Origin of the sequence: Streptomyces sp. NBC_00654 (assembly GCF_026341775.1) — a bacterium.
Taxonomy (GTDB): domain Bacteria; phylum Actinomycetota; class Actinomycetes; order Streptomycetales; family Streptomycetaceae; genus Streptomyces.
In genome coordinates, this window is sequence record NZ_JAPEOB010000001.1 from 2,469,475 (window position 1) to 2,490,091 (window position 20,617).

A 20,617-nucleotide genomic window follows, 5' to 3' on the forward strand; every position below is an offset into this window, starting at 1 on the left:
TTGGCTGCCCTTGGACAGGGCGCAGCGGACAGCGCGAAAGCAAAGGGAACCCGGATGCTCCTCCATAGAACGACACTTGTGAAGCCCTGGCGGCGGTTCGCCGCGGTGCTGTCCGCCACGGCCCTCGGCGTCGGCCTCCTCGCAGCATGCGGTTCCGACACGGAGGACAAGGCGAACGACGACGCCCCGGCCGCGGCCGGCGGCGCGTTCCCGGTCACCGTGGAGCACGCGTTCGGGTCCACCAAGGTCACCAAGGCGCCCCAGCGGGTCGTCTCCGTGGGCTACACGGACGACCAGGCGATCCTGGCGTTCGGTATCAAGCCGGTCGGCATGGTCGACCAGTACCCCAACCCGGCGGGGACGTCCCCCGACATCAACACCCAGTGGCCCTGGGTGAAGGACAAGTGGGGCGACACCCGTCCCGAGGTCGTCATGAACAACGGCGACGCGGGTCCCAACTACGAGAAGATCGCGGCCCTCCGGCCGGACCTGATCATCGCGGTCTACTCCGAGATCGACAAGGACGCGTACGGGAAGCTCTCCAGGATCGCCCCGACGGTGGGCCGTACCAAGGCCGAGAAGGAGCCGTTCAGCGCCCCGTGGCAGGACAACGCCGTCCACATCGCCAAGGCGCTCGGCAAGGAGAACGAGGGCACCAAGCTGGTCCAGGGCATCCAGGGCAAGCTCGACGCGGCTCGTCAGGCACACCCGGAGTTCGCGGACCAGACCGCCGTCGCGCTGTCCTGGTACAAGGACTCGGTCGCTCCCTTCACCACCACCGATGTGCGCGGGCAGTTGCTGACCGGCATCGGCTACAAGGGCGCGACGGAGGTCGACAAGGCCGCGGGCGGCGAGTTCTCCACCGTGCTGTCGCCCGAGCGCATCGACCTGGTCGACGTGGACCGTATCGTCGTCATCAACGACAAGGCGGACCAGGAAGCGCTGAAGAAGTTCGAGCTGTTCACCAACCTCTCCGCGGTCAAGGACGGCAAGGTCTCGTACCTGCTGGACAGCGAGGGCCCGGCGGTCGGTGCGGCCATGTCCCAGGGCACCCTGCTGTCCCTGCCGTACGCGATCGACGAGCTCGTCAAGTCGGTCGAATAGAGATCCCGGTCGAACACGGACCCCGGTCGCAAACGGATCGCGGTCGAATGGAGATGGTGGTCACCCTGTCCGGTCACCGGCACGAACCGGCCTCCGCGTGAGCGCCACCGAGACCCGCGCGGCGCGGGCGACCCTGCGCACGGCGACCGGACGCGAGGCCACCCGGTGGGTCTCGGCCCACTGCCGCGAGACGCCGCGGCTGACGGCTGCCACCGTGCTCACCACGGTGGTCGGCGCGGCCCTCCAGGTGGTCCCGGTGCTGCTGCTGGGCCGGGTGGTCGACGGAGTGGTCGGGGGCGAGCCGCGCTCGGTCCTGGTCACGATCGGGTCCCTGATGGTGGCGGCCGCGCTGCTCGGCGCGGCGGCCACCGCGGTGTCGACGTACCTGATCGGTCGGCTGGGCGCCGAACTGCTCGCCCGGCTGCGGGAAGGTGCCGTCCGGGCGGTGCTGGGGATGCCCAGCGCCCGGGTCGAACAGGTCGGCAGGGGCGATGTGCTGTCCCGGGTCGGGGACGACGTGGCCGTGCTGTCCAACGGCATCCGCACCGCCATCCCCACGGTGTTCTCCGCGGGGGTGCTGGTCGTCATCGCGACGGTCGGCATGTTCGGACTGGACTGGCGGCTCGGCCTGGCGGGCGCCGGCGCACTGCCCGCGTACGCGCTGGCCCTGCGCTGGTACCTGCCCCGCTCCGCCCCGCTCTACCGGAAGCAGCGGGCGGCCCAGGCCGACCGTGCGCAGGCGTTGATCAGCGGTCTGAACGGGATCGACACGGTCCGGGCGTACCGCCTTGAGGGCGCCGTCCGCGAGACGGTCACCCGTGAGTCGTGGCGGGTGCGCGAGCTGGGCATCGAGGTGTTCCGCTTCTTCGGCCGGTTCGTCGGCCGGGAGAACCGCGCCGAGTTCATCGGGCTGGTCCTGATCCTCGTGGTGGGGTACGCCCTGCTGGAGGCCGATGCCGCCAGTCTGGGCGAGGTGTCGGCGGCCCCGCTGATGTTCCACCGGCTGTTCACCCCGCTGGGCGCCATCATGTTCACCTTCGACGAGGCGCAGAAGTCCGGCGCGAGCCTGATCCGCCTCGTCGGTGTGATGGCGGAGCCCGCGGAGGACCGGCTGGTCGGTGACCGGTCGGTCGCGGCGGCGGAGACCGCGCCGTACGCGGTGACGGTGGAGGGGCTGACGTTCAGTTATCCCGATGCCGAGGAGCCGGTCCTGCGGGACGTCGGCCTCACGATCCCGGCCGGCGGTTCGCTCGCCCTGGTCGGGGCGACGGGTGCGGGCAAGTCGACCCTGGCCGCGCTGATCGCCGGAATCGGCACTCCGCAGGCCGGTTCGGTGCGCATCGGCCCGCACGACCTCGCCGCCCTGGACGAGGCCGGGGCGCGGGCGCTGGTGAGCATTCTGACGCAGGAGACACACGTGTTCTCCGGTCCGATCGCCGACGACCTGCGGCTCGCCGCGCCGGAGGCGACCGATGACCGGCTGATGGACGCGTTGCGCACGGTCGGCGCCGACGGGTGGGCCGAGGCGCTGCCCGACGGGCTGGACACCTCGGTCGGCGAGGGCGGCGAGCGTCTGGACGTCACCAAGGTCGCTCAGATCGCGCTCGCCCGGCTGGTGCTGGGCCGGTCGCCGGTGGTGGTGCTCGACGAGTCGACCGCCGAGGCGGGCAGTGAGGGCGCCGCCGAGCTGGAGCGGGCCGTGCTGGCCGCCTGTGCGGGCAGGACCACGCTGTTCGTGGCTCACCGGCTGACCCAGGCGATGGCGGCGGACCGGATCGCCGTGCTGGACGCGGGACGTGTGGTGGAGCAGGGAACGCACGAGGAACTGGTGGCCCTGGGCGGCCGGTACGCGCGACTGTGGCGGGCCTGGCGCGAGGGAAGTTAGGCGTCCCTGAGTCAGGTTTGGCCAACTCTGGTACTTGGAAGGGATGCTGAGTCATCGATGAGGGAACCGAACGCTCGTCCCGTTCTGCTGTCTTCCGCGCGTCTGGACGGCGTACGCCGACGCACCGGTGACTACGGCGACCGCACCATCGCGCAAGCGTGTGCCATCGCTCTGGCGTACTGGGCGACGGGCCGGAGCCCCGAGGGCGCGGATCTCGCCCCCGGCACGCTGTTCGCCGATGTCCTCGGATGGGTCGACAACGGCGGCTCCGGGGCCGATGGCTGGGAGGCCGGCGCGGACGGCCGGAGCATCACCGTCCCCGCGGGCGTCGTGCCGGCCGACGCGCAGCTCGCCCTCGACGATCTGGCCGACTTCCCGGACCGGCCCATCGGCACCGTCGGCCCGGACAGCGCCGCGCTGAGGATCGCCGCCCTGGCCGAGTGGAACGACACCGGCGCCGACCGGGTCCGCCCGACCGTCGTGGAGATGTTCCGCGAGCAGGCGCGGAACCGGCCGGACGCCATCGCCATCGTCGACGAGCACCGTTCGCTGACCTACCGTGAGGCCGCCGAACTCTCCGGCCAGTTGGCCCGTCACCTGGCCGGGCGGGGGCTCACCTCCGAGCAGGTCGTCGGCATCTCGCTGGGCCGCTCCGCCGACATGGTGATCGGGCTGCTCGCGGTGCTCCGGGCCGGGTGCGCGTTCGTGCCGCTCGACCCGCAGTGGCCCGCCGCGCGCCGGGCCGTCGTCGCCGAGGACGCCGGGGTCGTGCTCCAGCTCAACGATTCGGGGGAACACGCGGCGGGCGAACCCGAAGCCGTGGCCGTCGACCTCGGCGACTGGCGGTTCGCCGCCGAACCCGACCGGGGGACCGGCGAGGCTGTCCGCGGCCCGGACCTGGCGTATGTCATCTTCACGTCCGGTTCGACCGGGCGGCCCAAGGGCGCGATGATCCGCCACGAGGCGATCAGCGAGCGGCTGCTGTGGCAGGCCGGGGAGATCCTGGGATTCGGCCACGACGACGCGTCCTTGTTCAAGGCGCCGTTGTCCTTCGACATCTCCATCAACGAGATCTTCCTGCCACTGGTGTCCGGCGGCAGACTGGTGGTCCTGCGGCCCGGCGGCGAACGCGACCCGCATCACCTGCTGAGCGTCATCGCCGAGCAGCGCGTCACCTTCACCTACCTGGTGTCGTCCATGCTGGACGTACTGCTGGAGATCGCGGGCGACTCCGGGCGTCTGGACAGCCTGCGGCACGTGTGGTGCGGCGGCGAGGTGCTGACCCCCGAGCTGTACGAGCGGTTCCGCACTCGGCTCGACATCCCCATGTACCACGGCTACGGCCCGGCCGAGACGACGATCGGTGTCTCCCACGTCATCTACCGGGGCGCGGCCGAGCGTCTGTCGACGTCCATCGGCAGGGCCAACCCCAACACCCAGCTGTACGTGCTGGACGGCGAACTGCGCCCTGTCCCGGTCGGCGTCGGCGGTGAGCTGTACGTGGGCGGGCTCCTCCTGGCACGCGGCTACGTCAACGCGCCCGGCCTGACGGCGTCCCGGTTCGTGGCGAATCCGTTCGCCGCGGACGGATCACGGCTCTACCGCACCGGTGACCTCGCGCGGTACCTCCCCGACGGCTCGCTGGACTTCCTCGGCAGGGCCGACAACCAGATCAAGATCCGCGGCATGCGGCTGGAGATCGAGGACGTCGAGGCCGGTCTCGCGGAGCACCCCGGCGTACGGCACGTCTGCGTCGTCGCCAGGAAGAACACGGCGGGCGGCACCTATCTGGTGGGGTACGTGATCCCGGCCGCCGGGAGCGAGGAACTGCGGGCGGACGAGGTCAGGGCATGGGCCGCCCTGCACATGGTGGAGTACATGGTGCCCGCCCACATCGTCGTGATGGGGGAGTTCCCGCTCACCGCGAACGGCAAGACCGACCGGCGGGCGCTGCCGGAGCCCGTGGTCGGGACGGGCGCGGTCCTCACGCCCGTCACCGAGAACGAGCGCGTGGTGTGCGCGGCGGTCGCGACGGTGCTGCGGCTGGAACGGGTCGGTGCGGACCAGGACTTCTTCCAGCTCGGCGGGGACAGCATTCTGGCGATCTCGCTGCTGAGCGCGCTGCGCGAGGCGGGACTGTATGTCACGGCGCGGCAGATCTTCACCAACAGCGTCGTCGGAGCACTGGCGGCGGTGGCGAGCCGTGAGGACATCTCCACCGTGGACCACGGAGATACCGCGACCGGTCCCGTCGTGGGATCGCCCATCGTGCAGTGGCTCGGCGAGACCACGGGCGAGATCGACGGCTTCGTCCAGTCGGTGGTGCTCAACACCCCGGCGGACCTGACCGCCGACGCGCTCGGCACGATTCTCGACGCCGTGACCGCGCGGCACGACATGCTGCGCGCCCGCCTGGTGCGCGGCGACCGCTGGAGCTTCGACATACCCGGGGCGGAGCACACCGCCGCCGGATGGCAGGAGAGCGACCGTCCGCTGGAGGAGTGCGTCGCGCTCGCCACCGAAGGGCTCGATCCGGCGGGCGGCGTGATGCTGCGGGCCGTGTGGCGCCGCGAGGCACGGCAGCTGGTCGTGGTCGTCCACCACGTCGTCGTCGACGGTGTGTCCTGGCGGGTCCTGATGGAGGACCTGGCCACCGCCTGGCGCCGGCTCTCCTCGGGCGCGCCGGTCGAACTGCCCCCGGCGGGTACGTCGTTCCGGCGCTGGACACAGCTTCTGGGACGTACGGAGTTCGACGCCGACCGCGAGTACTTCCTCCGCCCCTTGCCGGGAGCGGACGGACCGGTGGGCAGGCGTGCGCTCTCCGGCGCCGACACCGTCGCCCGGGAGCGGCAGCGGAGCTTCGCGGCCGGCCCCGAGGTCACGGCGGCGCTGCTCGGCGGGATACCCGCGAAGTTCCACGCGGGCGTCAACGACGTGCTGCTGACCGCGCTGGCCGTCACCCTCGCCCGGTGGCGCCGCGACCTGGGCCAGGACCAGACGTTCGCCCACATCGAACTGGAGGGCCACGGCCGCGAGGGCCGCTCCGTGGCGGGCGCCGCCGGATTCGAACCGGACCTCTCACGGACGGTGGGCTGGTTCACCACCCTGTTCCCGGTGACCGTCGACCCCGGTGCGGCGGCCGATCCCACCGCCCCCGAGTACCTCGCCGCCGCCCTCAAGGCGGTCAAGGAGGACCTCGCACGGGTGCCGGGCAACGGCATCTCCTACGGTGCCCTGCGGTATCTGGCCGGCACGGTGTTCGACGCGCCCGCGCCACAGGTGCTGTTCAACTACCTGGGCCGCTTCGACGCGGGCGCCCCCGGGGACTGGCAGCTCGCGGGGACCACCGGGCAGTTGGGCGAGAAACGCGACCCGAGGATGCGCCTGCCGCGCGCCCTGGAGTTCAACGCGATCGCCGAACCCGCCCCGACCGGCGCGTACGAACTGGTCACCACCATCTCCTGGCCCGAAGGCATGTTCACCGACGAGGACATCGCGACCCTCGGCGGCTACTTCCTGACGGCCCTGGCCGGCCTGGCCGCGCTCGACGAGGGCGGCCACTCTCCCAGCGACTTCGCCCTGGTGCCGCTCACCCAGTCCGATGTCGACGGCCTGGACGGCCCGGCGCTGCGGAACATCCTGCCGTTGACGCCTCTGCAGGAGGGCCTGTACTTCCACTCGGTCTTCGACGACGACTCGGCGGGCAGCTATGTCGAACAGCAACTGCTCACGCTGGAGGGCGAGGTGGACGCCGACCGCCTCGCGACGGCCGCCACCCGGCTGCTCACGCTGTACCCGAACCTGGCCGCGCGGTTCGTCGCCCTCGCCGACGGCCGGGTGGTCTCCGTCCTCGAGAGCGGTGCGGAGGTCCCCTTCACCACGCTGGACCTCCCCGGTATCACCGACGAGGAGATCCGCGACCACGCCGAGCGGGACCGCCGCGCCGGGTTCGACCTGGCCACCGGCCCGCTGATGCGCTGCACGCTGATCCGCGTCGGCTCCGGCCGGAACGTCCTGGTGCAGACCGTGCACCACATCATCGCCGACGGCTGGTCGGTGCCGCCGATGCTCCGCTCGCTGCTGGCCGAGTACCACGCGCCGGGGACCGTGTACCCGCTCGGCGGCTTCTCCGACTACGTGGAGTGGCTGGCCGGACGCGACGCCGACGAGAGCGACGGGGTGTGGCGCGGCGAACTCGCCGGTCTGCCCGGCCCCTCGCTGGTCACCGAGGGGCACACCCCCTCCGACCGGTTCGCCGACACCTCCGTCGTACCCGGGGACGAGGGTGCCGACATCGACGCGGCCGTCCGGTCCGCGGGCGTGCCGCTGAGCGTGGCCGTGCACAGCGCCTGGGCGGTGACCCTGGGCGGCATCCTGCGCGGCAGGGACGTCGTCTTCGGCTCCACCGTGTCCGGGCGCGACGCGGACGTGCCCGGCATCGGCGACATGGTGGGCCTGTTCATCAACACGATCCCCGTGCGCGCACGGTGGACCGGAACCAGCACGGCGCGCGACCTGCTCGCCGCGGTGCGGGAACACCAGAGCGCGGTGCTGCCGCACCAGCATGTCTCGCTGGCGCGGATCGGCCGGCAGGCCGGGGCCGGCGGCGCGCTGTTCGACACCCTGGTCGTCTTCGACGTCGCGACGGACGTGGACGCTCTGCGACGGCCCGGCGACACCCTGACCGTCACGTCCCTCGTGAACGAGGGTGCCCCGCACTACCCGTTGACCCTGGTGGTGGAGCGCGGACGTGACGGCCGCCCGCGCTTCACCCTGATCTACGACGGCGAACTGCTGCGCGAGGCGGGCGCCCAGGAGATCCTGCGGACCTTCACCCGGACCCTCACCGGCCTGCTCACCCGGCCGGACGCCCCGGTCGACGGCCTGGCAACCGAGGACGGCCGGCGGCCGGCCCGGATCACCCCGACGACCCTGGACCAGCTGTTCGACGCCGCCGCGACCCGTGACCCGGCCGCCACCGCCGTCACCCAGTGCGCACTCGACGGCGGCAGCCGCTCACTGACGTACGGCGAACTGGCGGACGCCAGGGACGAGCTGGCCGCGGCCCTGCGCGTGGCGGGTGCCGGACCCGGCAGGCGGGTCGCCGTCGCGGTGCCGCGCTCCCTCGAACAGGTCGTCGCCCTGGTCGCGGTCGTCACCGCGGGCGCCGCCTACGTACCACTGGACCCGGCCTACCCGGACGAACGGCTGGAGTACATCCTCGCCGACTCCGCTCCGCAGGTCGTCCTCGTGGACCGGGAGCAGCAGGACCGCTTCACGGTGCTGCTGGCCCGTGCGGGCGTACCGGCCCGGGTGCTCGTCCAGGGGGAAGAGCCGCCGGCGGACGAGCGGCGGACGGACGAGCCGCGGACGTCCGGCACGGGCCCCGGCGAGCCGCCGGTCACCACCCGGCCCACCCCCGGGCCCGGCCCGCACGACGCCGCGTACGTGATCTACACATCCGGATCGACCGGCAGGCCCAAGGGCGTCGTCGTCCCCCACTCCAGTGTGGTGACGCTGCTCGCGAACACCGGACCGGACATGGACTTCGGCCCGCACGACGTATGGGTCCAGTTCCACTCCTTCTCCTTCGACTTCGCGGTCTGGGAGCTGTGGGGCGCGCTGGCCCACGGCGGCGAGCTGCTGGTGCCGGAGTACGGTCTGACGCGCTCCCCGGTCGACTTCCACCGGCTGGTCCGCGAGCGCTCGGTGACCGTGCTCAACCAGACCCCGTCGGCCTTCTACCAGTTCATCGAGGCCGACCGGCACGCCGACGAGCCGGTCACGGCACTGCGCCGGATCATCTTCGGAGGCGAGCCGCTGGACCTCGGGCGGCTGCGCGGCTGGACCGAGCGGCACGGTACGGCTTCGCCCGAGCTCGTCAACATGTACGGCATCACGGAGACCACCGTCCATGTCACCCACCGGGTGCTGACGGACGAGGACTTCGGACCGGGCGACGACGTCAGCCCGATCGGCGGCCCGATCCCCGGACTGGTCACCCATCTGCTCGACGACCGGCTCCGGCCGGTGCCGCCCGGCCGGGTGGGCGCCATCTACGTCGCCGGGGACCAGGTGTCCCTCGGCTACCTGGGCAGGCCGGGGCTCACCGCGGCCCGGTTCGTGGCGAATCCGTTCGCCGGCGACGGCTCCCGGATGTACCACACGGGCGACCTCGCCCGCCGCACGCTCGACGGCGAGCTGGAGTTCACCGGCCGCGCCGACGACCAGGTGCAGCTCAAGGGGTTCCGTATCGAGCTCGGTGAGGTGGAGTCCGCGGTCAGGGAGCTCGCCGGCGTGGTCGACGCGGCCGTCACCGTGGCGGACGGCGGCGACCACCTCGTCGCGCACGTGGTGGGCGGCGTGCCCGGTGACGTCACCGGGCTGCTGGCCGCGAGGCTGCCCGCGCACATGGTGCCGGGCCGGGTGCTGCCCGTCGACGCCCTGCCGCTGACGGTCAACGGCAAGCTCGACCGGAAGGCGCTGGCCGCGCGTGCCGCCACCGCGCAGGACGGCCCCCCGGCCGCCACGAGCGATTCCGCGCTCGCCGCCCTGGTCGGCGTCTTCGCCGAGACGCTGCCCGGATCCGCCCCGGACGCCGACACCGACTTCTTCCGGGCCGGGGGCGACAGCATCGTCGCCATCACCGTGGTCAACCGGGCCAGGGCGCTCGGCCTGCCGATCGCACCCCGGGACGTGTTCCTCTTCAGGACACCGCGCGCCCTCGCCGAGCACCTGGGGACACGTACCCCGCAGCCCGCCGCGCCGGCGCCGTCCCGCCGTGCGGACGGCCCGCTGACACCGACACCGATCATCCTGCGCCAGCGCGAACTGGGCGGCTCGCTCGCCCGGTTCGCCCAGGCCAGAACACTGGTCGCGGCCGAGGGCACCGGGCTCGCCGACGCCGTGCGCGCCGCGAACGCCGTCGTGGCGGCGCACCCGGCCCTCCGGCTGCGGCTGCGCGCCGAGCACGGGGTGTGGGCCCTGCGCACCGGACCGGCCGGTGAGATCACCGTCGTCACCGCCGACGCGGCCGACGCGACAGCGGCGGCGGACGAGGCCGCCGGACGGCTCGATCCCGAGTCCGGGGACGTCATCGCGTTCTCCTGGCTGGAGGCGAGCCGCACCCTGGTGGTCACCGCGCACCACATCGCCGTCGACGCGGTGTCCTGGCTCGTCCTCCTCGACGACCTGGCCACCGCCATGGGCGGGGCGGACCTGGCGCCGCCGACCACGTCCTACGCCGAGTACGCCGAGGCGCTCGCGGCACGGTCCGCCCACGAGACGGAAAGCCTGGGCAACTGGATCACCACACTCCAGGCCCCCGCGCCGCTGCCTCCGGCCGTACGGCTCCGCGAGACCACCGTCGTCCTCGCGCCCGGGGCGAGCGACCGGGTGACGCGCACCGCCCCCGCCGCACTCGGCGTGGGGCTCACCGAACTGCTGTGCGGCGCGCTGCGCGCCGCGCTGACACGGATCCAGCCGGAGCCCACCGATCTCGCGATCGAGCTGGAGCGGCACGGCCGGGTTCCCGCCCTCGAACACCACGACTACACCCGCACGGTCGGCTGGTTCACCTCCATCGCGCCCGTACGGCTCACCCCGCGCACCGACCCCGTCGCGGCGGCGCGCGAGGTCGCCGAACGCCAGCCGGACGAGCGCGGGCACGTCGCCTACGGCGCGCTCAGATACCTCAACCCGCAGACGGCCCCACTGCTGAACGCCCGCCCGCAGGTGCTGTTCAACTACCTCGGCCGGGGCGGCGAGTCCGAGGTGCCGCGCCTCACCGGCGGGGACCGGGGCAGCCCGTACGCCGTCGAGGTCAACGCGTGGACCGACGAGGCCACCGGAAGCCTGCACGCGGCCTTCACCCTCGCGGAGGGCGTGTCCGACGAGATCACCGGGCACTGGCTCGGCGCACTGGAGCACATCGCGGACGTGTCCGCGACGGCCGAGCGCACCGCACCGGTCACCCCGCTCCAGCGGGGTCTGTTCTTCCAGGCCCAGATGGCGGGGACGGCCGGACACTATGTCGCGCAGTCCTACTTCGCCTTCGACCGGCGCCTGGACACCGACGCGCTCGCCGGGGCGATGGCGTACGTGATCGCGAGGCACCCGGTCATGGGCGCCGGCTTCACCACCGACGACGGCGGAAACCCGGTCCAGGTCCTCAGGGCCGGCCGGCGGGTCGATGTCCGTACCGTCGCCCTGTCGACGGACGCGGAGGTCGACGCCCTGCGCGCCCGGGACCGCGACACGGGATTCGACCCGGGGGAGCCGCCCCTGATCCGGCTCACCGTGGTGCGGCTGCCCGGTCACGGGGACGGGCTGCTGCTGAGCTACCACCTGCTGCTGCTGGACGGCTGGTCCCGCGAGATCCTGCTGCGGGACCTGTTCGACGCCTATGAGACCGTCGTCGCGGGAGGGATACCGTCCGCGTCGCCGGCCCTGCCGAGCTTCGAGGACCACGCCCGGACGCTCGCCGCCAAGGACCCCGCCGTGTCGGAGCGTTTCTGGGCGGAGCACCTGGCCGGCCTCAGCGGTCCGACCCTGCTCGCCGGACCGCGGCCGTCCCTCCCCGACGAACTGCCCCACGCGCTCGTGCGCACACTCTCCGCCGACCTGTCCGAACTGCTGCGGGAAGCGGCCAGGCTGCACGGCGTCACACTGAACTCGGTGCTGACCGGCGCGTTCGGCCTTCTCCTCGGCGCACACACGGGCCGCGCCGACGCCGTGTTCGGCGTGACCGTCTCGGGCCGGGACGGCGAGGGCCTGTCCGACATCGTCGGCGTGCTGCTCAACACCGTGCCCATGTGGACCCGGGCGCGCCCCCACGACACGGTCCGCGACTACCTGTCGGCCGTCCAGGCGGCCCGGGTCGAGGCGATGGAGCACGAGCACCTGGGGCTCGGCGAGATCCAGCGGGCCAGCGGGCACGACACCCTGTTCGACAACCTGTTCGTCCTCCAGAACTTCCTGGACATGGACGCGTTCGCCGAGATGAACGCCCGGCACGGCATCACCTCGGTGAAGGCCGACGACTCCACGCACTACCCGTTCACCTGGGTCGTCACCCCCGGCGACCGGCTGACGGTCAAGCTGGAGCACCGCGACCACGACACCGGCAACGCCCGCCGTCTCCTGGACGGTTATGTGCGCGTGCTGGAGGACCTGGCCGGGGCGACGGGCCCGGTGGGGGCTCTGCCGGGCCTCGGAGCGGATCCCGCGCCCGCGGAACGTACGGACGTGGGCACGGACACCGTCGTCGACCGGTTCGACCGGGCCGCGGACCGTGATCCGGGGCGGGTCGCGCTCGTCGCCCACGGTTCGGCCATGACGTTCGGTGAACTCCGCGACCGCAGCCGCACGGTGGCAGGTGTGCTCGCCGGGCGGGGCATCGGCCCCGAGCAGGCCGTGGGCCTGGCGGTCCCGCGTTCCCTGGACTCGATCGTGGCGCTGTTCGCCGTGCTGCGCGTCGGCGCCGCGTACGTGCCGCTGGAGCTGGACCACCCGGACGAGCGGATCGCCACGATCGTCGCGGACGCCCGCCCGGAGGTGATCCTCACCGTCAGCGCCGTGTCGCCCCGGCTGACCGGCGAACTCATCGAGCTGGACCGCCCGTTGCCCGGGGCCGAGCCGTACGTGACCTTCGCGGCGGACGACCCGGACCGCCTGCGCCACCCCGCGTACACGATCTACACCTCCGGGTCGACCGGGAAGCCCAAGGGCGTGGTGACCGAGTACGCCGGCCTCACCAACATGCTGATCAACCATCAGCGCCGGATCTTCGAACCGGTCCTCGCGGAGCACGGCAACCGGGTCTTCCGGATCGCCCACACGGTGTCGTTCGCGTTCGACATGTCGTGGGAGGAACTGCTGTGGCTCGCCGACGGCCATGAGGTGCACATCTGCGACGAGGAGCTGCGCCGCGACGCGCCCCGGCTGGTCGAGTACTGCCTGGAGCACGGGATCGACGTCATCAACGTGACGCCGACCTACGCGCAGCAACTGGTGGCCGAGGGACTGCTCGACCAGCCGGAGCGGCGGCCCGCGCTGGTACTGCTGGGCGGCGAGGCGGTCACCCCGACGCTGTGGCAGCGGCTGGCGGACACCGGGGGGACGGTCGGCTACAACCTGTACGGACCCACCGAATACACCATCAACACCCTCGGCGTCGGCACGTTCGAATGCCAGGACCCGGTGGTGGGCGTCCCGATCGACAACACCGAGGTGTACGTCCTGGACCCCTGGCTGCGGCCCCTGCCGGACGGAGCGCCCGGTGAGCTGTACGTGTCGGGCATCGGCATCGCGCGCGGTTATCTCGGGCAGAGCGCCCAGACCGCGCACCGCTTCGTGGCGTGCCCGTTCGGCGAACCCGGCGAACGGATGTACCGCACCGGGGACCTGGTGGTCCGGCGGACCGACGGCAATCTGACGTACCTGGGCCGCACCGACCAGCAGGTCAAGATCCGGGGTCACCGGGTCGAGCCGGGCGAGGTCGAGGCCGCGTTCGCGGCGCACCCGGCGGTACGCTTCGCCGCCGCGGTCGCCCAGCCCGACCCGCAGGTCGACGGCGCCCACCGGCTGGCCGCGTATCTCGTGCTGGACGGCTCCGGCCTGGCCGAGGTCGCCGCCGAGGTGGGCGCCGGGCTGCCGGACTTCCTGCGCCCGACGCACTACGCCCAGGTCGACAGCATCCCGCTGACGGTGAACGGGAAGGCCGACACCAAGGCGCTGCCGGAGGCGAAACCGCTGGGCGCGCTGACCACGGCGGGTGAACGCGGCCCGGAGACAGAGACCGAGACCGTGCTGTGCGAGCTCTTCGCCGAAGCGCTCGACCTGGACGACGACGAGGTGAGCGCGGTGAGCGACTTCGTGTCCCTCGGAGGGCACTCCATGCTGGCGGTGCGGCTGATCGGGCTGCTCCGCCGGGAGTACGGTCCTGTGGTCACCGTCCGTGACCTGTACACCCTGCGAACCCCGGAAGCGATTGCCCGTCACCTTGATGACCACTCCTGACACGCAGAGGCCCCGCGCGGGGTCCCGGATCCTGCGGACCGCACTGCGCCGCAACGTCGGTGCCATGGCCTGGGGCACCGTCCTCATGGGCATGTACCAGGCGGCGGAGACCGCCTTCCCCATCGCGCTCGGCCTGATCGTCGAGCACACGATGCAGGACCGGAGCCTCGGCGCGCTCGCCGTGTCGATCGGCGCGCTGGCCGTGATCATCACGACGGTGTCGCTGTCGTGGCGGTTCGGCATGCGCATCCTGCAGAAGGCCAACACGACCGAGGCGCACCGCTGGCGGGTGCAGGTGGCGGCCTGCGGACTCCAGCCGGTGGCCAGGGACGTCGATCTGAAGTCCGGCGAGGTGCTGACCATCGCCACCGAGGACGCCGACCAGACCGCCGACATCATCGAGGTGGTGCCGCTGCTGATCAGCTCACTGGTCGCGGTGCTGGTCGCGGCCGTCGCGCTGGGGCTGGCCGACATCCGGCTCGGCCTGCTGGTCATCGCGGGAACCGTCGCGATCCTGTCCATCCTGGCCGTGATGTCCAAGCGCATCGGTGCCAGTACCCGCGAACAGCAGGCCCGGGTGGCGCGGGCGGGCGCGAAGGTCGCCGACCTGATCACCGGCCTGCGCCCGCTGCACGGCTTCGGCGGCAACCACGCGGCGTTCCTCTCCTACCGGAAGGTCAGCACGGAGGCGAAGCACCAGGCGATCACCGTGGCCAGGGTGAACGGCGCCTACGCCGGTACGGCGCTGGCCCTCAACGCGGTCCTCGCCGCGGCGGTGACCCTGACGGCGGGCTGGCTGGCGTTCGGCGGCGTGATCACCATCGGTGAGCTGGTCATGGCCGTGGGCCTCGCGCAGTTCATCATGGAACCGCTGAAGATGTTCTCGGAGATGCCGAAGTACGTGATGATCGCGCGCGCTTCGGCCGAACGGATGTCGCTGGTGCTGTCCGCGCCGCCGGTGACGGCCCCGGGCCCGGAGCGCCCGGCCGTGGGCGGCGATCTCGTGGTCGACTGCGTACGGTACGGGTCCCTGCACGAGCTGAAGTTCGAGGTGCCCGCCGGCGAGTTCGTGGCGATCGCCGTCTACCAGCCTCGCGCGGCGGCCGACCTCGCGTCGGTCCTGGCCGTGAACGTCCCGCCCCATGCCTACGAGGGCACGGTACGGGTCGGCGGGCAGGCGATCGGGGACCTGTCCGTCGAGGCGGTCCGCGAACACCTGCTGGTGAACCCGTACGACGCTGAGATCTTCGCGGGAACCCTCCGTACGAACATCGATCCGTCGGGCACCAGCCGGACGGTCCCCGAGGCCGTCGAGGCGTCCATGCTGACCGATGTCGTCGCACTTCACCGCGAAGGACTCGACTACGGCGTCCGCGACCGCGGCGCGAACCTCTCCGGAGGGCAGCGCCAACGGCTGTCCCTGGCCCGCGCCCTCGCCGCCGACACCGAGATGCTGGTCCTGCACGACCCGACGACGGCCGTCGACGCGGTCACCGAACAGCTCATCGCACGCAACGTCGCGAAGCTGCGCCGAGGCCGCACCACCGTCGTGATCACCAGCAGCCCGGCCCTGCTGGACGCCGCCGACCGTGTGCTCGTCCTGGACGACGGCGTCATCACCGCGCAGGACACCCACCGCAATCTGCTGGCCACCGACGAGGACTACTGCCTGGCCGTGGCGCGGTGACCTCGCGTCACGGACGCCCGTAGGCGTGCGCGCAGGAGGGATGCCGGGGGCGCGGTGATACGTCCCCGGCATCCTCGGCGTTCCCGCTGCCTTCGGTGTCCCGGTGTCCCCGGCGTTCCCGGTGTCCCGGCATTCTTGGCGCCCTCGGTGCCTTCGGCAGTGCTCAGGCGAGCGCCCAGGCGACATCCCTGAGGAGGGCGTGCCGCCAGCCGGCCCGGTCGTGGCCCGAGGCCGACCGCGAGACCCGCACCGTCGCACCGGCCCGCTCGGCCAGCGTCTCGGCCAGCTCGCAGTGGGGCAGCATCCGCGTCTCGTGTTCCCCCACGTCGAACGCGGCCCGCAGCCCGGACAGCCCCGGGTGCTCCCGCAGGCGCGCGGCGACGGCTCCGCCCACCGGGCCGCCCAGGGGATCCGCCGACTCCATGGCCTCGGGCGTCCACCAGAACGACGCGGACTGACAGGCGATCCGGGACACCAGGACCGGGAACTCCAGCGCCGCGTACAGCGCGCTCAGCCCGCCGAGACTCTGCCCGGCGACCACCAGCCGGTCCGGGTCGGCGGGTACGCCGGACTCCGCCACCAGCGGAAGCAGTTCGTCGCGGACCGCCTCCCACAGCTCCGGCCGGCACCCGAACTCGGCCGCCCGGTCCTTCGCCGGAAGGAAGACGAGCGTGACGGGGGGCATCTCCCCGGCGGCGACGGCCGAGTCGAACGCGGTCATGGCCGGGTGCAGATACAGCCAGTCGTCCCCGTCGAGCAGCAGGACCACCGGTCCGCCGCCGCCCGCCGGGTGGACCCGCACGGTACGCCGCCCGCCGAGCCGTTCGCTGTTCCAGCGGAGCCGGGCGGCCGGGACGGGGAGGATGTCCTCGGCGCCGATGACGGGCCAGTGCGGCTGGGCCGGGGCGTCCGGGGTCGCGGCGATGGACCGGTCACCGCCCGCGCCGACCGGGTTGAACGGGTCCGCGAACGCCGCGCCGTCCGCGACGAACCGGTAGGTCACCCGCAGCCGCGCGGGCATGCGCACCTCGGCGTACCAGCAGTCCGTACCCTCCCACCGGAGCAGGGGGACGGGCTCCGACCAGCTCTCGAAGTCGATGGCCGCCGAAGACCCACGCCACAGGAACACGGTGCACCAGCCGTCGCCGCCGTCGGCGGGTACCGACGCGGGTGTCCGCGCCGCCGCCCAGAACTCGTCGGTTCCGGGTTCGCCGTGCATGCCGAACCTGACGAAGGGGTTCTCCCCGCCGGCCGCGCGGCCGGATGCGGGACCGGTCATGGCCGGACGGTGAGGTAGCCGTCCACGGTCCGAGGGGACCCGCTCGGGGGGTGGTCCGTGCCGTTCTCGGCGCGGACCGGTTCGGTCACCGGGCGCATGAACGTCTCCTTGTGAGAGGGAAAGGGAAAGGCTAAGCTCGCTTTTAATTAGGCGAGCCTAACCTAATTCACTCCCGGTGTACCGGCTCCACCCGCAGCCACGACGACCTGACACGCACTCACGACGCGGCCACCACCGGCCCGTCGGCCCGAGGAGGCACCGACAGCATGAGCACCAACCCTTTCGACGACCCCGAAGGCCGCTTCCTGGTCCTGGTGAACGACGAGGGACAGCACTCGCTCTGGCCGTCCTTCGCCGAGGTTCCCGGGGGCTGGACGACCGCTCTCGACGAGAACACCCGGGAGGCGTGCCTGGAGTTCATCGAGACCAACTGGACCGACCTGCGCCCCCGTTCACTCGCGGCTTCCATGGACGCCTGATCTTCACGGCGCACCGCACCGCGAGGGACCTGCCCCGACAGGGGTGACGAGGGCGGCGGTACGTCACGGAAGGCGGCCGTTCCCCGTCACCGGGGGCCCGCCCGCGCGCTGCGCCTGCCGTACTCCCAGCGGGAGCTGGCCGGCGCGATCGGGCGCGCTGCCCGGACCTGTCTGGCCGAGGGGGTCACCGCCTGCGCCGAGGCGGGCATCGGCGGCACCCTCTTCGGCCACAGTCCGGTCGAGCCGGGTGCCTGCCAACTCGCCCGTGAGGAGGGATCGCTGCCGCTGCGGGTGCGGCTCATGGTGTCGGCGGAACGGCTTCGCCCGGTCTCCGCGCACGGGACCGATGGCATACCCCGGGCCCTGGACCTCGGCCTGCGCACCGGGTTCGGCGACGACCGTCTCTCCGTGGGCGCGCTGAAGATCTACACCGACGGCGGCATGATGGCCCGGACCGCCGCGCTCTCCGGCCCGTACGAAGGGCTGGACCACGCGGGTCAGTTGCAGGACGACCCCGACGTGCTCACGGAGATGATCGTGGACGGCCGCCTCGCAGGGTGGCAGCTCGCCGTCCTCCGGACCGGCCCCGCCGTGCGGTGCCGTGCCGTGCGGTGTCGTGTCGCGCGGCCGCCGGCCGGTGTCCCCGTCGAGAACGGGGGCACCGGCCGGCGGTGTCGCTATCGCTGTCGCTGTTCCGTCCCGGCACCTCGCCGGGGGGGCCGGCTCAGAACACGAAGGGTCCCGGCGCCTGGGCCGATGTCGCGTTGCACGTCACGCTGATGCCGAAGACCACGACCTTGAGGGATGTGGCCTCCAGACTGTCCCCGGAGGCCACGGTCCCGTTCAGCAGGCCCGTGGAGACGGGGCTTCCGGCCGGAATGGCAGGGTTGGAGCTGCCGGTGAACGTCACCGACCCCGCACCCTTGTTGGTGAGTGTGAGCGTCGACTTGACGGAGTTCGCCCCGACGTTGATGGGGGCGGTGATGGCGGACGTCGAGACGTTGATGGTCGCGGCCGTCCCGCTCTGGGTGGCGGTGAGGGACGCGCTGCCCGAACCGTACGAACCGCAGTCGAACGTGATGGTTGCGGTGGTGGGGGTGACCGCGCTGGCTGTGGGGGCCAGCGCGAGCATGCCCGCAGCAAGGACGGAACCGATACCGAGCCGAGTGCCGTGCATGGTGGTTGCCCTTCGTGTGGGGGGACTGCCGGCGCGCGATCGCCGTGCCGCGCCGCATGGCGGAACCGCCCTGACGCGTCGTCAGGAAGGCGGTTCCCCCATTGAGGCACGGCCCCCTGGAGACAACAAGGCACACCGTCATGATTTTTGACATGCTACGGCCAAAATGGGGGGGCGGATCCGCGCACGCCGAGGCCTTCGCGTATCGCGGGGCGGGCCGGGCGTGCCGGTCCACGGGGTCCCGAAGTGGCGGTGCCGCGTGGTCGGTTCCGCACTGGACGAGCGACTAAGGTAAGGCTAGCCTTATTTTGCTTGTTCGTTGCGGTGTCACGGCGATGAGCCATTTCTTCGATCGTGGAAACCGAGGAGGGAAAGCCTTGTTCACGGTTACGCCGCGCCCTGCCCCGCTGCCGCACGCGCGCCTTGCGCCGGCGTCCTCCGTACGCTCCGCCCATGAGGGCGACGCTGCCGCGCTCGCCGAGTTGTCCCGGCCCTTCGTGCTCTCGGGGGCACTGAGGGAACGCCCTCTCCCGCTGTACGCCGCCCGCGCGGCCGAGTTCCTTGTGGCGGTGGCCCCCGAGGGCCCTTTGGAAGGCTGTGTGGGCCTGCGTGTATATCCGGCCGGCCCGGGGGAGGACCGGGGTCCCGCCGGTGTTCTGTACAACTTCTGCGTGGCCGGGCACAGACAGGGTCACGGGGTGGGAGCCGGGCTCCTGCGGGCCGTGCTGGCCATGGCGCACGCCCGGTCGCTCGGTGCGCTGTTCACGGCGACGACCGGTGGCGGCGGCCTGTTCCTCCGGTACGGGTTCGCGCCCGCGGCCGCAGGTCTGGCGCCGCCGTCCTGGGTGGAGTCCCTGGACCCCCGGCGCAACGCGCGGATCCTCGCGAGGCCGCTGTGATGTGCGGCCGGTGCGCTCGCGCCGGGTGCCGCGGGACGCCGGCCGCCATCGGTACCGGTTTCCGGTAGGCGCGGTCTTCCGCCGGCACCGGTTTCCGCTGGCACCGGTGCCCCGGTGCCGGGGTCGACGCGTCCGCCCCCATGAGGGTCAGACAGTGCTCCGGTCGGTGTGCGGACTGTCGCCGGGAACCACGGTGGTGCCGGGTCTGGTCCCGCCGAAGACGGCCCGCACCGCGTGCGGCACGCGTCCGTCGAGCACATGAGCCCTGTGTACGCCGCCGCGTACGGCCCGCAGGCAGCCCTCCATCTTGGGCAGCATCCCGCTCGCCAGATCCGGCAGCATCCCGTCCAGGGTGTCGGCCGTCAGACGCCCGATCACCTCGGTGCTGTGCGGCCAGTCCGCGTACAGCCCCTCCACATCGGTGAGCACCACCAGTCGCCGGGCGCCGAGGGCCACGGCGAGAGCCGACGCCGCGAGATCGGCGTTGACGTTGTAGACCTGGCCGTCCTCGCCGCGAGCCACGGGGGAGACCACCGGGATGTGGCCCTGCTCCAGGAGCGCGCGGACCACCCCCGGGTTCACCTCCACGATGTCACCCACGAGACCGATGTCCACGGGCCGGTCGTCCACCCGGGCCCAGCGCCGCACCGCTGTCATCGTATGCGCGTCCTCGCCGGTCATGCCCACGGCGAAAGGTCCATGGGCGTTGATGTGTCCGACCAGTTCCCGCTGGACCCGGCCGGTCAGCACCATGCGCACGACCTCCATGATCTCCGGAGTGGTCACCCGCAGGCCCGCCTCGAACCGGGTCTCCAGCCCGAGACGGTCGAGCATCGCGCTGATCTGCGGCCCGCCCCCGTGCACGACGACCGGGCGCAGACCCGCGTGCCACAGCTCCACGACGTCCTGGGCGAACGTCCGCTGCAGGGCGGCGTCCACCATCGCGTTGCCGCCGAACTTGACGACGACCACACCGTCCGGCGGTTCCTCCGGCCGGATTCGAGGCCCTCCGGCCGGATCCGCGTCCGCGCGCTGCGAGACAACTTCCGCTGCCCGATGGGTCATGGTCTCCGTCTCTCGTCGGTACC

General features: G+C 72.4%; 9 protein-coding genes and 1 pseudogene. 7 read left to right on the forward strand and 3 right to left on the reverse strand.

The features are described 5' to 3' along the window. Positions 1-54: 54 nt before the first annotated feature. The 4 genes from OHA98_RS10690 to OHA98_RS10705 all read left to right on the forward strand — a co-directional run bounded on the left by OHA98_RS10690 (position 55) and on the right by OHA98_RS10705 (position 15,695). Positions 55-1,104 (forward strand): iron-siderophore ABC transporter substrate-binding protein, encoded by a 1,050-nt coding sequence (locus OHA98_RS10690; protein WP_266924621.1) that lies wholly within the window; start codon positions 55-57, stop codon positions 1,102-1,104. Positions 1,105-1,201: 97 nt separating this feature from the next. Then, positions 1,202-2,989: an ABC transporter ATP-binding protein gene (locus OHA98_RS10695; protein ID WP_266924623.1), complete on the forward strand. Its 1,788-nt coding sequence runs from the start codon at positions 1,202-1,204 to the stop codon at positions 2,987-2,989. A 57-nt stretch (positions 2,990-3,046) separates the two neighbouring features. Next, a complete protein-coding gene (locus OHA98_RS10700; RefSeq protein WP_266924625.1) occupies positions 3,047-14,008 on the forward strand; it encodes a non-ribosomal peptide synthetase in 10,962 nt (3,653 codons plus the stop codon). Further along, positions 13,995-15,695, forward strand: coding sequence for an ABC transporter ATP-binding protein (locus OHA98_RS10705; protein WP_266924627.1), 1,701 nt, complete (start codon positions 13,995-13,997; stop codon positions 15,693-15,695). Before OHA98_RS10700 ends, OHA98_RS10705 begins: the two co-directional genes overlap by 14 nt. A gap of 163 nt (positions 15,696-15,858) precedes the next feature. Here the strand turns inward: OHA98_RS10705 and OHA98_RS10710 are convergent, their stop codons facing one another. Then, entirely contained in the window at positions 15,859-16,974 is a 1,116-nt protein-coding gene (locus OHA98_RS10710) for an alpha/beta hydrolase-fold protein (protein ID WP_266924629.1), read from the reverse strand. A gap of 266 nt (positions 16,975-17,240) precedes the next feature. Here OHA98_RS10710 and OHA98_RS10715 point away from each other — a divergent pair, with 266 nt between their 5' ends. Both OHA98_RS10715 and OHA98_RS10720 read left to right on the forward strand, forming a co-directional pair. After that, positions 17,241-17,453, forward strand: coding sequence for an MbtH family protein (locus OHA98_RS10715; protein ID WP_266924631.1), 213 nt, complete (start codon positions 17,241-17,243; stop codon positions 17,451-17,453). 99 nt (positions 17,454-17,552) lie between these two features. Next, positions 17,553-18,089 (forward strand): annotated as a pseudogene (locus tag OHA98_RS10720) (amidohydrolase family protein); the annotation flags it as partial. A gap of 88 nt (positions 18,090-18,177) precedes the next feature. Here the strand turns inward: OHA98_RS10720 and OHA98_RS10725 are convergent. Next, on the reverse strand, positions 18,178-18,630 hold the full coding sequence (locus tag OHA98_RS10725; protein WP_266924633.1) for a hypothetical protein: 453 nt from the start codon (positions 18,628-18,630) through the stop codon (positions 18,178-18,180). 377 nt (positions 18,631-19,007) lie between these two features. Here OHA98_RS10725 and OHA98_RS10730 point away from each other — a divergent pair, with 377 nt between their 5' ends. Beyond that, on the forward strand, positions 19,008-19,529 hold the full coding sequence (locus OHA98_RS10730; protein ID WP_266924635.1) for a GNAT family N-acetyltransferase: 522 nt from the start codon (positions 19,008-19,010) through the stop codon (positions 19,527-19,529). A gap of 147 nt (positions 19,530-19,676) precedes the next feature. Here the strand turns inward: OHA98_RS10730 and argB are convergent, their stop codons facing one another. Next, entirely contained in the window at positions 19,677-20,594 is a 918-nt protein-coding gene (gene argB / locus OHA98_RS10735) for an acetylglutamate kinase (RefSeq protein ID WP_266924637.1), read from the reverse strand. Positions 20,595-20,617: the final 23 nt, after the last annotated feature.